14 protein-coding genes are annotated in these 12685 nt (G+C 46.1%); 10 read left to right on the forward strand and 4 right to left on the reverse strand.

What is annotated here, in order from left to right; all coding sequences use genetic code 11:
- The first annotated feature begins 34 nt into the window (after positions 1 to 34).
- From ACWNM1_RS28910 to ACWNM1_RS28950, 9 genes are read left to right on the forward strand one after another with little or no spacing between them, the layout of a single operon-like run.
- Positions 35 to 412, forward strand: coding sequence for a hypothetical protein (locus ACWNM1_RS28910; protein ID WP_449603685.1), 378 nt, complete (start codon positions 35 to 37; stop codon positions 410 to 412).
- Positions 413 to 416: 4 nt separating this feature from the next.
- Positions 417 to 1511: a non-hydrolyzing UDP-N-acetylglucosamine 2-epimerase gene (gene wecB / locus ACWNM1_RS28915; protein WP_449603686.1), complete on the forward strand. Its 1095-nt coding sequence runs from the start codon at positions 417 to 419 to the stop codon at positions 1509 to 1511.
- Positions 1501 to 2487 (forward strand): polysaccharide biosynthesis protein, encoded by a 987-nt coding sequence (locus ACWNM1_RS28920; RefSeq protein WP_076285977.1) that lies wholly within the window; start codon positions 1501 to 1503, stop codon positions 2485 to 2487. The genes wecB and ACWNM1_RS28920 overlap by 11 nt, the downstream gene beginning before the upstream one ends.
- Complete coding sequence (locus tag ACWNM1_RS28925; RefSeq protein ID WP_449603687.1) at positions 2484 to 3323, forward strand: dTDP-4-dehydrorhamnose reductase family protein; 840 nt, start codon at positions 2484 to 2486, stop codon at positions 3321 to 3323. Before ACWNM1_RS28920 ends, ACWNM1_RS28925 begins: the two co-directional genes overlap by 4 nt.
- Entirely contained in the window at positions 3320 to 4303 is a 984-nt protein-coding gene (locus ACWNM1_RS28930) for an NAD-dependent epimerase/dehydratase family protein (RefSeq protein WP_449603688.1), read from the forward strand. The genes ACWNM1_RS28925 and ACWNM1_RS28930 overlap by 4 nt, the downstream gene beginning before the upstream one ends.
- Positions 4300 to 5016, forward strand: a complete 717-nt coding sequence (locus ACWNM1_RS28935) for a glycosyltransferase (RefSeq protein ID WP_449603689.1) — start codon at positions 4300 to 4302, stop codon at positions 5014 to 5016. Before ACWNM1_RS28930 ends, ACWNM1_RS28935 begins: the two co-directional genes overlap by 4 nt.
- A gap of 7 nt (positions 5017 to 5023) precedes the next feature.
- Positions 5024 to 5599 (forward strand): class I SAM-dependent methyltransferase, encoded by a 576-nt coding sequence (locus ACWNM1_RS28940; protein ID WP_449603690.1) that lies wholly within the window; start codon positions 5024 to 5026, stop codon positions 5597 to 5599.
- 31 nt (positions 5600 to 5630) lie between these two features.
- Positions 5631 to 6353 carry a glycosyltransferase gene (locus tag ACWNM1_RS28945; protein WP_449603691.1) on the forward strand — a complete coding sequence of 241 codons (723 nt, stop codon included), beginning with the start codon at positions 5631 to 5633 and terminating at the stop codon, positions 6351 to 6353.
- Positions 6350 to 7390, forward strand: a complete 1041-nt coding sequence (locus ACWNM1_RS28950; protein ID WP_449603692.1) for a glycosyltransferase family 4 protein — start codon at positions 6350 to 6352, stop codon at positions 7388 to 7390. The genes ACWNM1_RS28945 and ACWNM1_RS28950 overlap by 4 nt, the downstream gene beginning before the upstream one ends.
- A 66-nt stretch (positions 7391 to 7456) precedes the next feature.
- Here the strand turns inward: ACWNM1_RS28950 and ACWNM1_RS28955 are convergent, their stop codons facing one another.
- Complete coding sequence (locus tag ACWNM1_RS28955) at positions 7457 to 8527, reverse strand: glycosyltransferase family 4 protein (protein ID WP_449603693.1); 1071 nt, start codon at positions 8525 to 8527, stop codon at positions 7457 to 7459.
- Positions 8528 to 8728: 201 nt separating this feature from the next.
- Here ACWNM1_RS28955 and ACWNM1_RS28960 point away from each other — a divergent pair, with 201 nt between their 5' ends.
- Positions 8729 to 9856, forward strand: coding sequence for a YhcN/YlaJ family sporulation lipoprotein (locus ACWNM1_RS28960; protein WP_449603694.1), 1128 nt, complete (start codon positions 8729 to 8731; stop codon positions 9854 to 9856).
- 88 nt (positions 9857 to 9944) lie between these two features.
- Here the strand turns inward: ACWNM1_RS28960 and nagA are convergent, their stop codons facing one another.
- From nagA to ACWNM1_RS28975, 3 genes are read right to left on the reverse strand one after another with little or no spacing between them, the layout of a single operon-like run.
- Positions 9945 to 11132, reverse strand: coding sequence for an N-acetylglucosamine-6-phosphate deacetylase (gene nagA, locus ACWNM1_RS28965; RefSeq protein ID WP_449603695.1), 1188 nt, complete (start codon positions 11130 to 11132; stop codon positions 9945 to 9947).
- Positions 11120 to 11848 (reverse strand): glucosamine-6-phosphate deaminase, encoded by a 729-nt coding sequence (gene nagB, locus ACWNM1_RS28970; protein WP_234539893.1) that lies wholly within the window; start codon positions 11846 to 11848, stop codon positions 11120 to 11122. Before nagB ends, nagA begins: the two co-directional genes overlap by 13 nt.
- A complete protein-coding gene (locus ACWNM1_RS28975) occupies positions 11848 to 12684 on the reverse strand; it encodes a MurR/RpiR family transcriptional regulator (protein ID WP_449603696.1) in 837 nt (278 codons plus the stop codon). Before ACWNM1_RS28975 ends, nagB begins: the two co-directional genes overlap by 1 nt.
- Position 12685 lies beyond the last annotated feature (1 nt).

Raw genomic sequence — 12685 nt, forward strand, 5'->3', positions numbered from 1 at the left:
GAATCTGGCAAAAAGGGCGAAAAGAAGGATATAAATGCCCAGATTGCCGCGAATTCGGCTAAAAGAGCAAAAAGAAGGGTATATATGCCCCAGATTGCCGCGAATTCGGCTAAAAGAGCAAAAAGAAGGGTATAAATGCCCCAGATTGCCGCGAATTCGGCTAAACGAGCAAAAAGAAGGGTATAAATGCCCCAGATTGCCGCGAATTTGGCTAAACGAGCAAAAAGAGGGGTATAAATGCCCCAAATTGCCGCGAATTCGGCTAAAAGAGCAAAAAGAGCGGTATAAATCCCGCAGATTGTCTCAAGCTGCTATTCTACCAATCCTGCTAAAAGCCCAACCCGCGCTTCTAGCAGTCTCAGTCCACCCGACTGAGCCAAGTCAGACCATCATCAAACAGGCAGGGGAGTGAACTCATGAAGATCATGACGATTTTAGGCACGAGGCCTGAAATCATCCGCCTCAGTGTTATCATTCCGCTTCTCGACGAACATGCTGAGCGGCATATCCTTGTGCATACCGGCCAGAACTTCACCGCCAGTCTCAGCGGCATTTTCTTTGCAGAGCTGGGACTGCGGGCGCCGGATTATGTGCTTCAGGATAAGCAAGCAGGACTCGGCGGCCAGCTTGCCGCCATGTTCGGAGGGCTAGAGAGCATTTTACAGAAAGAACAGCCAGACCGTGTCTTGCTTCTGGGGGATACGAATAGCGCCTTATGCGCGATTTTGGCCGAACGAATGGGTATTCCGGTGGTGCATATGGAGGCAGGCAACCGTTGCTATGACCTAAAAGTGCCCGAAGAGAAAAACCGCCGTGTCATAGATGCCGTTTCGACCATTAATATGCCATATACACAGCAGAGCAAAAGACATCTAATCAGCGAAGGCTTCCCAAGCAGACGTATTGTGTTAACAGGAAATCCGATTCATGAGGTCATGACTCATTTTGAACCGAAAATCCAGGCTAGCAGCATTCTGGAGCAGCTGAATCTTACCTCAGGGCAGTATTTCCTTGTAACAGCACATCGTGCAGAGAATGTAGATGATCCAGAGTCCCTTGTACAAATTATGTCAGGTCTTAACGCAGTGGCTGAGCATTTTGGAATTCGTTTAATTTGCAGCATTCATCCTCGCACTCGCTCCAAACTAACTGAGCAATTTTCTCTTCCAATGAACCCTCTCGTTGAATTTCATGAGCCCTTCGGATTTTTTGATTTTGTTTATTTGGAACAGCACGCCTTGTGTGCCATCACCGACAGTGGGACCGTACAGGAGGAATGCTGCTTGATGAAAGTACCAACCGTTACGATTCGCAGAACAACGGAGCGTCCTGAAACGGTAGATTGCGGAAGTAACGTGGTGTCAGGTGTTGACCAGAAAAGTATTCTACGTAGTGTCAAGCTGATGGCGGCGCTCCGCCCCGATTGGGAGGCTCCGGAAGGTTACTTGACTCCGGATGTTTCGGTAAAGGTAGTTAAATTTTTGCTTGGAGGGAACCTGCATGTTCAATAATAAAAGGATTGTGGTCACAGGCGGCACCGGTTCCTGGGGGCATGAGCTGATTAGGCAACTTCTGCCGCAAAATCCTAAGGAAATTATCGTATTCTCCCGCAGTGAGTCCGCTCAGGTGGCGATGAGCCGGGAGTTCGAGGATCAAAGACTCAGCTTTATCATTGGCGATATCCGTGACAAGGATGCGCTGGTCGCCGCGTGCCGTGGCGTTGATTATATCTTCCATTTGGCGGCGCTCAAACATGTTCCGGTCTGTGAGGATCAGCCGTATGAAGCGCTCAAAACCAATGTTGTTGGCACTCAGAATGTAATCGAAGCAGCCATTGTGAATGGCGTCGAGAAGGCCATTTACATCTCAACGGATAAGGCTGCAAACCCGTCGAACTTCTATGGAATGACCAAAGCGATTGGGGAAAAATTGTTCGTCTATGCCAATCTAATTGGCTCAAACACCCGTTTTGTAACCGTACGTGGAGGTAATGTGCTCGGAACGAACGGCAGCGTCGTACATTTGTTCATGAAGCAGATCAAGGACAAGGGACAGGTACGTATTACCGATATGAAAATGACCCGCTTCTTTTTCACACTACGCGATGCGATTACGTTGTTATTTAAAGCTTCTGAGGTTAGCTTAGGTGGAGAAATCTTTGTCATGACGATGCCTACTTGCCGGATTATCGACCTGGCTGAGGTGTTAATCGAGGCCTCTGGAGAGCCGAATGTAAGTATTATCGAGACCGGAATTCGCCCGGGGGAGAAAATACACGAGATTCTAATGAGCGATTTCGAAAGCTTAACAACCGTTGTCTACGATGAACAGTATCTAGTGATTCTCCCTACGCTGAACATGCCAGAGTTAAAGGCACATTATAGCGCTTATCCTCATGTCTCTTTTAATAGTTTCAGCTCCGAGACGAATCTAATGGATCAGGAAGAGATCAAAAGCATCTTGATTCGAGGAGGTTTCCTGCAATGAAGCTGCTTATCCTTGGTGGAAACGGTATGGCGGGGCATATGCTGGCGGATTATTTCCGCCGCCAGGGCAAGCATCACGTCTTCCATACAACCCGGGATAAGAGCGATCTTGGCGGGCTGTATGTAGATGCGAACGATATAGCCGGAGTAGAGAAGCTGGTCGATATCGTCTCCCCTCATTGCATCATTAATGCGATGGGGGTACTCAATCAATTCGCAGAACGTGACAAAATAGGGGCTTACCACGTGAATGGCTTTCTTCCTCACCACTTGTGGCGGATGGCGGAAGCTGTTCATGCAAGACTTATTCATATCAGTACCGACTGCGTGTTTGAAGGAACACGCGGGGGGTACACAGAAGAGGATGTTCCTGATGGAACCTCTGCCTATGCGATTTCGAAAAGTCTTGGCGAGGTGCGGCAACCCGGGCATCTTACGATCCGGACTTCGATTATTGGTCCGGAAATCCGCCCAGACGGCATTGGTTTGATGGATTGGTTTCTGGCACAGCGTGGTCAAGTGTCAGGATACCGCCGGGTGATGTGGAACGGAGTCACTACACTCCAATTAGCTAAGGCAATGGATACGCTGCTGGATTCCACGGTATCGGGGCTGATCCATTTAGCACATCCGAAGCCGGTAAGTAAGTATGAGCTGCTTCAGCATATTCAGGCTGCTTTTCATAAAGAGGATGTGAAAATCATCCCTGAGGATGAACATGTTCAAGATCGAACATTAGTGAATACAAGAACGGATGTTGATTTGCCGTTGCCTTCGTACCCATTGATGCTGCAAGAACTGGCTGACTGGATGAAACAGTCAGAGATGTCCCCATGAAAGGTCAAAAACTACTGATTACCGGGGCTGCCGGATTCACCGGTCGACATGCTGTTCATTTGTTCTTGGCAGGAGGCGCTGAGGTTACCGCTGTGGTGCGTCCGCCATCCACAGCGGGTGCCCTGCCTTCCGCTTTGTTTCCAGAAGGAGTGAAGGTTTATTACTGTGATTTAAGCAATCGGAAGGCCGTAGCTGAGATGATCAAGGAAACTGCACCGGAGGCTGTCCTTCATTTGGCAGGAAACAACTCGGTGCCCGAGTCTTGGCGTAACCCTTTGCTCTTTATGGAGACGAATGTGATGGCAACGTTATATTTGCTAGAAGCCATGCGAAGTCTACCTGCCAGTCGAATTCTTGTAGTAGGCTCGCGACTTAAATTCAAACCGGGTGTGGTGGCAGGACCCCCACACCCATATAGCCTAAGCAAAACAATAGAAGAACTGGTGTCTCTGGCTTGGGGGACGCTGTTTAAACAGCCCGTTCTGCTGGCTGAGCCCTGCAACCTAATCGGTCCCGGTCCTTCTACTGGTTTCTGCTCTTTATTGGCACAGCATATTGTTCGTAGTGAAGTACATGTAGGCGAAGAAATCCCTCCCTTTAAACTATCATCTCGCTATGCATTACGTGATTTTTTGGATGTACGCGATGCTGTAAGAGCTTATGACTTTATATTGCGCGAAGGTACTAATGGAACCATTTATCAAATCGACTCAGGGACACAACGGCAACTTGGGGATATTGCGGAGCAACTGATAAGCCGCTCCAGTGCTTCAATTCCGATGGACTGGGGACCAGCACAAGCTGCTCTCTCTATTCCGGTTAACGGAGTGGCGGGGGATAAACTAATAACTTCAGATGCCTTTGCAACACCTGAAGACAATGTATCTTCACTGGGCTGGAAGCCGGGAATTGAGTTTAGTCAGTCCTTAACAGATATTTTGGACTATTGCCGCGTGAACTGGGAAGGACGGATGTTATGAGACCGAAAGTATCGGTAGTGATTCCTTTTTATAACTGCCCTTATATAGAGCATGCTTTGCAAAGTGCGCTTTCACAGTCTTGGGAGCCATACGAGATCATCGTCGTCGATGACGGCTCGACTGTTCATACAGATTTGATTAGACCGTATTTTCCACGAATTCATTATTTGGGAAAAAGTAACGGAGGGACTGCCTCCGCACTGAATCACGGCATTTTGCATGCAAGCGGAGACTATGTGGCCTGGCTCAGCTCAGATGATTTATTCTACCGAGACAAAATCAATAATCAGGTGCTGTTCATGGAGCAGAACAACCTGTTCATCTCTTATACCAACTTCAATTTTATTAACGCTCAATCTCAACTAGTTCAGATGAACGCATCGCTATTGTTTCCTAGTCACCTTGATTATTTACGTTGTTTTTTACAGGGGAACCCTATTAATGGCTGCACGGTGATGTTTAAACGAGAGGTATTTGGAGCGATTGGGCTTTTTGATGAATCACTTCCCTATACACATGACTATGATTTATGGTACCGCGCGATTCTGAACGGGTATGCACCTGTGATGCTGAATCAGTCACTCACTGCTTACCGTAATCATGAAGGGATGGGGACGCTTAAGTATTACGATGTCATTATGGCAGAGGCAGCTGCAACCAACGCTCGCTACAAGGGTCCGCTCCAACACTTGATCACTTCGATGGGGGGGTAAGAAGGTTATGTACCGGGAAATTGAAGTGAATGACTTTCTACCAATCTTATTGGAGCAGTTGAAATTCTGTGAAAGTATACTGGATATCGGCAGTGGCACCGGTACCCTGCTTGAACGGTATGAAGCCGCAGTTGTCCTAGGACTAGAAATTCACAGACCTTACCTAATGCATCGTGAATATAAATCACCTCACATTATTCCAGTGCATGGGGATGCTAGTTATATGGATAAATTATTTCTTCCTAAGACGTTCTCGGCAGTCACTTTTATCGATTCCATAGAACACTTTGAAAGGAAGGAAGGACAGAGATTACTCGGGATGGCCGAGAGAATCGCCTATAATCGTGTAGTCGTGTTTACACCTCGGGGTTTTTTTCCGCAGGAGGGAACGGACCATTATCACTTGCAAGGAGAACATTATCAAAAGCATCGGAGCGGATGGGAGCCAGAGGACTTTATGGAGCTGGGATATGCTGTAACTGTACTTAAAGGCTTTCATCATGCTCAAAATCCATCGTTTCGTGAGGCGTATGGTGAAGGCCATGCTCCGGTAGATGCCTTATTGGCTTGCAAAACAGTATAAAGAGCGAGCTTCAGGTGAAGGAGGTGAGCGCATGAGTGAAGAACCTAAAGTGTCGGTGATCATTCCTTTTTATAACTGTCCATATGTGGATCTCGCCATCCAAAGCGTCTTGGAACAAAGTTATTCGAACATAGAGATCATTGTAATCGATGATGGATCTACTCTTTGGATGGAGAAGCTTGAGCCCTTCAAGGATAAGATTATTTATATCCGAAAAAGCAATGGAGGAACCGCCTCCGCGCTAAACAGAGGGATAGGAGTAGCTACCGGAACTTATTTTGCCTGGCTAAGTGCTGACGATTTATTTCATCCGAATAAAATCAATCGCCAGATGCAAATGCTCAAGAGCACAGATACTTTGTTTAATTATACAGCCTATTATTATGTAAACGAGCAGGGTGGCCGGATTTCAGAGACGATAAGTATGATTTTTGACAGCAGGACACAGTTTATTGAGACCATGATGTTAGGCTGTCCGGTGAATGGAAGTACGGTTCTTCTCCATATGGATATCTTCCGCACAGTAGGGAAATTTAATGAGAAATTATTGTATACACAAGATTATGATCTATGGCTGCGTATTTTGCCGTATTATACATGGTCTTATATAGAGGAACCGCTGCTTGATTACCGGGTTCATAACGAAATGGGCTCAGTGATTCACAAAGAGGAGCAGAAAAAGGAGATTGAGCAGGTACAAGCAAGACATCGCCGGGTTCTATCACGCTTGTTGCAAAAGGAGAGAAGGAAATGAAATTAATATTTCCTGTTCTAACTTTAACTAGGGGCGGGGCGCAGCGTATGCTCACGGAGCTGGCTAATCGTCTGACAGAAATGGGTCATGAAGTGACGATCCTCTTACCCAGTGATGGTGTCGTAGAATACGAGATGAAATGTAAACTGATCTATGCAAAAGAAGGAGAACTGGCAGCAAGAGATTTTCCTGCAGGAGACGTGATTATCTCCAACTTCTATACCACAGTCGAGGTATCACAGCGGGCAAGTGAAGAGGGGAAAGGCATTCATGTTCGATTGGCGCTTTGTTATGAGCCTACCTTTTTACCTGACAATAGCCGTTCTTTTTCATCGTATAATATTGCACCTAACCTACTGGTTCTATCACACTGGCAACAAGGAATTGTCCAGATGAACCATGGGATTAAAGGGAGGATCGTACCGATCGGGGTAGGTCCTGTTTTTAAAAATACGAAAATCCGTGATCGTAATAAAAGGCTGGTAATTTCCGCGATTATGCGCAAACCAGAGGGCGGATTCTCAGCTCACCGTGAGCAGGATTATTTACTTCAGCAATTAAACAAAGTTAAAGCCCACCATCCAGAGGTTGAAATATATTTAATTTCTCCTCCCGGAGAACAAGCGGAATCTGCAACGCTACAAGCCCTAGTGAACGACGAACGTTACCAAATAAGAACTCCAGCGAATGATACAGAACTTTGTTTCCACTATAGTGAGAGCGACATTTTTGTAAGTTCGAGTACGTATGATACGGGTTCGTTACCAGGGATCGAGGCTATGCGTTGTGGTGCAGCGCTGGTTACGGTTTACGCCGGTGGGAATAAGGAATATTGTACACATGGTCATAACTGTTTAATGTCCTACCGATTTCAGAATCGGCTTGCAGATGACATTATAACCTTAATCAAAGACCCGTCTTTACGCCGACGATTGGCTCGTAAGGGGGAAGAGGTTTCACAGGATTTCACTTGGGAAAAAAGCACAAGAATATTTCAAAATATGTTATTTGAGATTGTATCAAGAGATCCATCTTAGTATGTCCCAAAATTATAAAAGAACCTTCAAATCCACAAAAAAAGTGGTTTGAAGGTTCTTTTGCAGTTAAAAGATGGCAAAGGAGTTCATCATTTCACGAAAAGACTGCGCATATTTTTCCGTACCGTAACGTGAAACCATATAATTTCTTCCTTGCTGGCGGAGTGCATTTCGTAGTGGCATATTGTTCATTAGTTCTAGTCCTTCGTTGACGGCCGATTGGATGTTGCCAAGAGGATAAAATTTACCGGAAATATTATGCACAATAAAAGATCTAACACCGTCGGAATCCGTGCTAAGCACGGGACAAGTGCAGCAAATGGCTTCGGCAACAGCATATCCAAATCCCTCTGTAACCGAGGTGGATAACAGAAACCCTCCAGAATTGGCTATGGAGGAATAATAAATCGGCATCACATGATTTGGAATATTGGTAAAGGTGCTCAGACGGTCGTTCAGACCTAAGGTCTGCAATTCTTCTTGGAAGAGCTGCTTTTGATCCTCTGTGGCTAATTCAGGATCATGAAACATCCATAAATGAAGGTTTGGTTTGTGAAGGCGAATTTGATGGGCGATTCTCAAATATTCCCGCCAATTTTTGTTGCTTTCCAGACGTCCGACCCAAGCAATGACCGGATCAGCCGGAGGCTCAGCAGGGATGTGCTGAAAAGACTGAACATCAACAATATTGGAAATGACATACCGATGCAGCCATGGACAGATTTCAATAAACAGCTCCAGTAAATGATCCGTTGGTGGAATAAGGACAGCGTTACAGTAGGAGCGGAAATAAGGAATAGCGTCTTTGATTAGATCTTCCGCATGACTCCGTTTTCCAAGTCCTTGAGATTCGTATATCAAAATACCGCCATAACCGAGCTCACGCAGACGCTTAAGCAATAAATAATCGGATGTAACAATAATGGCATCATAGTTATGTGTCTCAAGTACTTCTTTAATCTCCTCATCTATAGAGGAAATGAAGACCGGAAAGTTAGCCTTATTCTGGCTTCCTGAACCAGGCATTAGATATAAAACATGACATTCGATCCCATTACGCTGGAGACTCTCGCACCGCAGCTTATTTAAGGTCTCCACCCCGCCACTCGGTATATAAAACGTGAATAAAACTTTCATGCACGTGCCTCCTGACTTTTGCGGAGCAATACCGACTCGTTGAAATACGGCTTACTGTTTATAAGATACGCCGATGTGCATTCGCAGGTGACGGTAAACAGACATAGTTCCAAATCCTTTCAGGATAGCTTGTTCTTCGAAAGGTCATGCTAACGACTGTTACGCTGCACACATACAACAATAGAGATGGAGGATGAATTCATGATGCGATCCAAGATCAGCATGTCAGTCTCAGCCGCATTACTTCTAGGCTTGGTGAGTATTACAGGATGTGGGACGAACACGGCAGAAAAGACTAATGTGCAAACTAATAGTGTCCGGGGGGTAAATGACGGACGTATCGGTGTAAACTCCGTACGCGGAGGAACAATGGGTACGCATAATATTACTAAAATGGAGGTCAGTCAGGAGCTTGCTGATCGTATTGCTGCTATGCCTGAAGTTCGTACAGCGAACGTAATGCTTGCTGGTAAAAATGCGTATGTCGCCGTAACATTACATGATACAACTACTGGTCTTCGGGCCAAAGGTACTACATCTTATCGAGCCAAATCGTCTACAGTTCCTCACAATTATGGACCGACTGGAGTAATGTCGGGTACAGGAAGAGTGAAAATAGGACGCGATGGAATGAATGATACAGGGGCCGTAACGAATGGAACGAACGGAGCTCTGAGAGGCACTGTGAATACAGTCCCTGGTACAACAAGCACTGGACCTGCAACCAGAAATGGAACACTTGGTATGGGAACTCTGGGGACGGGTACGACAGGTATGGGAACTAACGGTAATGGAACAACTGGCATGGGAAGCTTGGGAACAGGTACGGGTACAGGGATGACTGGGACAAGAACCCATACTTATAATAATGGACCTCTGCTGAACAGCAACGGTTCGAAACGTGATGTTAATATGGGTATTGGTAACGGAATGGGCATGGGCATGGGAACCAGAAACGGAACTGGAACAGGAACAGGAATGACAGATGGTTTGGGAACTGGAATGGGCATTCGCAGTACCACTCCAAACTACATCAATAGTACCCATGGTACGAATTATAGAAGTAATTCGACTCACATGAACAGCACAAATAATACCTTAAATATGAAGGAAACAGATACGGTTACTAAAGAAATTAAAGCGAAAATCGCTGCCGAAATTAAAAAACATGATGCAAGAATTAAGGATGTATACGTATCAGCAAATCCAGACTTTGTAGATCGTGTTAACGTTTATGCAGAAGAGGCCCGTGCGGGTCATCCGATCAAGGGTTTTGTGGATGAATTCCGAACGATGGTTGAGCGAATTTTCCCGACGCGTAATTATTAATTAATAGTTCGATTTTATAAACAAAAAAAAGCAACAGTCCTCACCTTTGTGGCGAGAATTGTTGCTTTTTTATTATATAACCACCTTATTAAATGGTAATGGGGCGACCGCCAATCCATACGCCTCGCAAATTTAATTCAGCGTCAAGACGCAGAATATCACCACGTTTTCCGGCTTCCAAGGTACCGATGGAACGCTCCATTCCAATGGATATCGCCGGAGTAAGGCTTGCAGCACGGGAGGCCTCTTCTAGGCTGAGCCCTACTTCTTGAACGAGATAACGGAAGCCACGAATCATGGTGAGTGTACTACCCGCCAAAGCGGCAGGGTTATCTTTAAGTGTAGCGATGCCATTTTGAACCAGCACAGGTAAATCACCGATTGTATATTCACCATCACTAAGACCAGTTGCAGACATGGCATCTGTAATTAATAACAAATTGTTATCTTTTTTTAGATTAGCCACTAGAGAAATCGCTGCCGGATGAACATGTATGCCATCGGCGATGATCTCCGCACGTATGCGTTTATCAAACAGTACAGCACCAGCAGCTCCAGGCTTGCGGTGATGTAGTGGTGTCATTGCATTAAACATATGCACGGCTTGATTTAATCCGGCATCTGCCGCGGCAATAACCTCTTCAAAGGAAGCATCGGTGTGACCGAGAGCAGCGGTAATACCATGCTTACGGAGCCAGAGGATAGCTTCTAGTGCACCTTCGCGTTCCGGAGCCAAGGTGACTTGCCGGATCATGCCTGGATAATTATTCTCCCATTGTTCCAGCCACTCAATATTGGCAAGAACAATATGCTCAGGGTTTTGTGCACCGGACCATTTCGGGCTGATGAACGGTCCTTCCAAATGCATGCCCGCGATTTGGGTGTATGGCATCTCAGTGGCGCAATATGCGTTTATTTCGGCAAATACTTGGTCTATGGCAGTCTTGGAAGCGGTCATGGTCGTAGCCAGCATGGTAGTTGTGCCTTGGGTGCTGTGAAACTTAGTGATGGTATTTAGAGATTCAGCATCACTATACATAAAGTCGTGACCAGCTCCGCCATGTACATGCACATCTACAAATCCAGGGATGAGCAGGTCTTCGGAAGCTTCACCACTAGCAGGCCAGTGAGCGTAAACCTCCGGAAGCCATGCTGCCTCACCGGCATAATGAATCTGCTCACCGGATACTGCAATTACGCCATGCTCAATTAATCCTTGGGGAGTCAGCACCTTACCGAATAGTAATTGTCCTAGTTCTTTATTTATTTCAGCCATTTTCCTGCTCCTTCATCTACAAGGACGATTACATTCGGATGGCTCTGCAGTAAAGATGCAGGGCATTGGGTAGTAATCGGACCTTCAACGGCATTCCGGATGGCTTCAGCTTTGCCAGCACCGCGTACTAACAATAGAATCTGGCGAGCTTTCAGAATGCCGCCGATGCCCATGGTTATTGCTTGCCGTGGTACATCGTCCAAAGAGTCGAAGAATCTGGCATTTGCTTCCCGTGTGTCTTCAAGCAAATCAACGACATGGGTTTTGCTGCTGAGATTGTCATCTGGTTCATTGAACCCGATATGGCCGTTGCTTCCAATCCCGAGGATCTGCAAGTCAACAGGTCCGTTCTCTTCCAGCATTTTGTCGTATGCGAGGCACTCCGCTTCCATATCTGCTGCATTGCCGTTAGGGATATGTGTCTGTCCTGGGTCAATATCAATATGATTGAATAATTGCTCGTTCATAAAACTGCGATAGCTCTGCGGGTGATCAACAGGCAATCCGATATACTCATCAAGATTGAAGGAAGTGGCTTTCGAGAAGCTTACAAGTCCTTTTTGGTGCATTTCAACCAATTTGGCATAAACACCAACTGGGGAACTTCCGGTAGCTAGACCGAGCACTGCTTTTGGATTGCTTTGAAGCAGGCTGGCGATAAGATTCGCACCCGTTTGTACAAAATCTTCATCACTATTGAACTTAAGAATATTCATTAAGATTGACCTCCTCGTTTGTTTCGGTAATGTTGGACATTCAAATAAGATTGCTCCAGTCTAGGAATAAAATCCCCAAAACGGGTGCTGACCATTCCAGTAAACAAAATATCAATGATGTGTAGCTGGGCAATACGTGAAGCCATATCTCCTCGGCGCATTCCTTTTTCCAGAGAAGAGGAGAAGAGTGGAATATCAGCCAAAGTTGCCAAGGTGCTGCTGCCGTAAGAGGTTAGCGCGATGGTGCTTGCTCCGCTGCCTTTGGCACAAGCTAAAGCATCAATGGTCTCTGGGGTTTCTCCGGAATACGATACTGCGAATACAACATCGCCTTCAGATAGCGAAGAGGCAGATGTAATCTGCATATGGGAATCGGCGAAAGCGGTGCAATTCACGCCAATGCGGATCAGCTTCTGATAGAAATCTTGTGCGACAATGGAGGAAGTCGCCATCCCGTAAAGATCCACTCGCCGTGCTTGGCACAATAAATTAACGGCTGCTTGTAATCGTTCTAGATCTAGGAGTGAAGTAGTATCCCGAATGGATGTCAGGTGGTTCGTCTGCATCGCTTCCACAATTACGGAAAGCGGGTTACCTGCGACGATATCCTGATAAGAAGAACCGCCATCCTGAGGCGCTGCATCGCTATGAGCAATTTCAGCCGCCAGCTTTACTTTGAAATCGGGGAAGCCTTTAAAATGTAGAACCTTACAAAAACGTGTGATAGTAGCAGGACTAATACCGCATTGCTCCGCGAGTTCTGTGATGCCCATATGAACAATTTCACCTGGTGATGACAGGATCCGTTCCGCCAGCTTGCGCTCCATTTGAGACAGC

This window comes from Paenibacillus sp. Marseille-Q9583 (assembly GCF_976954365.1).